This window comes from 'Chrysanthemum coronarium' phytoplasma (assembly GCF_000744065.1).
In the GTDB taxonomy this organism is placed as follows: Bacteria; Bacillota_I; Bacilli_A; order Acholeplasmatales; family Acholeplasmataceae; genus Phytoplasma; species Phytoplasma asteris.
On sequence record NZ_BBIY01000082.1, the window covers coordinates 1 to 2,082 of the forward strand.

The 2,082-nt window shown below is 26.3% G+C and carries 3 protein-coding genes and 2 pseudogenes; all 5 read right to left on the reverse strand.

Annotated features, from left to right (window positions below; translation table 11 throughout):
• Positions 1-288, reverse strand: a pseudogene (locus OYV_RS03580) (DUF2570 domain-containing protein); the annotation flags it as partial.
• A gap of 56 nt (positions 289-344) precedes the next feature.
• Complete coding sequence (locus OYV_RS03585) at positions 345-953, reverse strand: hypothetical protein (protein ID WP_042068334.1); 609 nt, start codon at positions 951-953, stop codon at positions 345-347.
• Between the two features lies 1 nt (position 954).
• Positions 955-1,233 carry a hypothetical protein gene (locus OYV_RS03590; RefSeq protein WP_017193034.1) on the reverse strand — a complete coding sequence of 93 codons (279 nt, stop codon included), beginning with the start codon at positions 1,231-1,233 and terminating at the stop codon, positions 955-957.
• Positions 1,234-1,265: 32 nt separating this feature from the next.
• Positions 1,266-1,556 carry an HU family DNA-binding protein gene (locus OYV_RS03595; protein ID WP_042068336.1) on the reverse strand — a complete coding sequence of 97 codons (291 nt, stop codon included), beginning with the start codon at positions 1,554-1,556 and terminating at the stop codon, positions 1,266-1,268.
• 186 nt (positions 1,557-1,742) lie between these two features.
• A pseudogene (locus tag OYV_RS03600) lies at positions 1,743-2,078 on the reverse strand (single-stranded DNA-binding protein).
• Positions 2,079-2,082: the final 4 nt, after the last annotated feature.

Genomic DNA, 2,082 nt, shown 5'->3' on the forward strand with positions numbered 1-2,082 from the left:
ATTATTTAATTGTTGTAAATTAGTGTTTGTTGTTTCTTGTGATTCTTTATTTGTATTGGTAATTTGGTTTTGGATTATATCTTTGTTTTGTTGGAGTTTGTCTTTTATTTCTTGGAGATTTTTATTTTGATTTTCTAATTTTTTATGATGGGTTATGAGATTTTTTTCAGTTTCTGTTAAAGTTTGATGATGAATCCAAACATAAGTCCCTAAAAATAAGACCATAGATATTATTATGATTATTATTAAATTAGTTGAATTTTTATTTGATTTGTTTTTGATATTCATATAAGTTCCTTTCTAACAAAAAAAGACCAATTAATAATTGGTCTTTTGATGTTTTATTATGCTAAATTAGTAATTTTATTTTCGATTGTTTGACTGCTGCCGCTATAAGCTGTGCCTTGAGAATCGACTAATTCGTAATCACAAATTAACTCTAATTGAGGGTTTTTATTAGTAATGATTTCTTTTTGTTCAATGCTAATTTGGATCTTAAGTGAACCGATGCCCTTATCATTTAATCTTATTTGTGGGCGTTTAGTATCATCGTAATCATTATTATCCACTTTTAAACCAACATTTAAATATTTTTCAGGATTGGTAAAAGTTTGAAGTGTGTCATATTTAGTTGATATTTTCAAATATAAAGGAACATTAATATCCATTCCGTTGGAGTTTAGTGTCGCTTCGTGTTCGATCGTAATTAAGTAATTATATTTTTGTTCGTTTAAGTTTGGAATGGGAATTGGTAAAAGGGTTTTATCTTCATTATTGCCACCTGTTCGTTCAATAGTGAAAAAAGGAAGATTGTTCATTAATTGAATTTTTTCTTTTCTTTGTTTAGAAAAGTAATTAGTTAAAGCGAAAATGGATGTGGTAGTGAAAAAGATAGCGATAATAATTGTGATAATAGTTAATATTTTATTTTTGTTTTTTATGTTTTTATTCATATTATTTAGTTCCTCCTGGGATGAGAGATTTAATCAATTCAAGAGAATTATTAATTCCTGTTGTTAACCAGGGAATTTTATTATCGTAGTAAATAATAATGACTTGTAAAATAAAATGTAAAATGATCGTTATGTAAGCTATTTTTTTTAATAAATTGCGTTTTTTTATTGGGATAATAGTTATATTTTCTTGTTTAGGGTTAGTCATTGTTTTTATTTCTTGGTTTTGGTTTGTTTCGTGAGTATTGGGTTTTGTTTTTTTCTTAATGATTTTATTCATATTTAATTTCTCCTTTGTTGGTTGATATTGATTTATTCTAATGTTAAATCTTTTACTTTATTTTTAATGGTTTGAGAAAGTTTGAAAGAGACAACGGTTTTCGCAAAGATTTTGAGTTTTTTGCCTGCTTGGGGGTTTCTACCAGTGTAGGCTTTACGAGTTTTTAAAATGAATTTACCTATTTTAGAAGATAAAATTACTTCTTCGTTGGAAGTAATGGATTCTATTAGGGTATGTTCGAATGAATGGTAAAATTCTTCTGTTTTTGAAATTGAGGTTTTATTAGCCTCAGCTATTTTTTTAATTAATTCTTTTTTAGTCATTTTTAAGTTTCTCCTTTTTGTTTGGTTTATTATTTTTTTTAGTTTTAGATTTTAATTTGCTGCGTTCTTTGAAGTAAGTACCACGGTATATTTCAGTCATGGCGTCGCTCATATGATTTTTTATTCTCCTTTTATTTTGGTTTTCTTTTGAAAAGTTAAGATGTTTAATATCAATGTTCTTTTATTTTAAAATGGTAAATTATCAGTTTGAGGTTTATTATCTAAAAAGATGACTTTATTTACGATCACTTTTGTATTTGTTTTCTTTTGACCTTCGTTGTTGGTATATTTTTGGATGGATAATGTTCCTTCGAGATAAATTTTCGATCCTTTATGTAAGTATTTATGAAAATTTTCAGCTTGGGTTCTAAAAACTACACAAGGAATATATTGAACTTTGTCTTTGGTTTATTTAACAGCTAATTGAAAATCTATTTTTGGAATTTGTTCGTTATTACTGTTAATGTATTGTTTTTCGAGGTCATGTGTAATTCGACCTATTAATTGAACGTTGTTTAACATAATG

Coding starts and splice junctions, on each gene's coding strand:
- OYV_RS03585 (WP_042068334.1), bottom strand. CDS start 953: ATGAATAAAAACATAAAAAACAAAAATAAAATATTAACTATTATCACA.
- OYV_RS03590 (WP_017193034.1), bottom strand. CDS start 1,233: ATGAATAAAATCATTAAGAAAAAAACAAAACCCAATACTCACGAAACA.
- OYV_RS03595 (WP_042068336.1), bottom strand. CDS start 1,556: ATGACTAAAAAAGAATTAATTAAAAAAATAGCTGAGGCTAATAAAACC.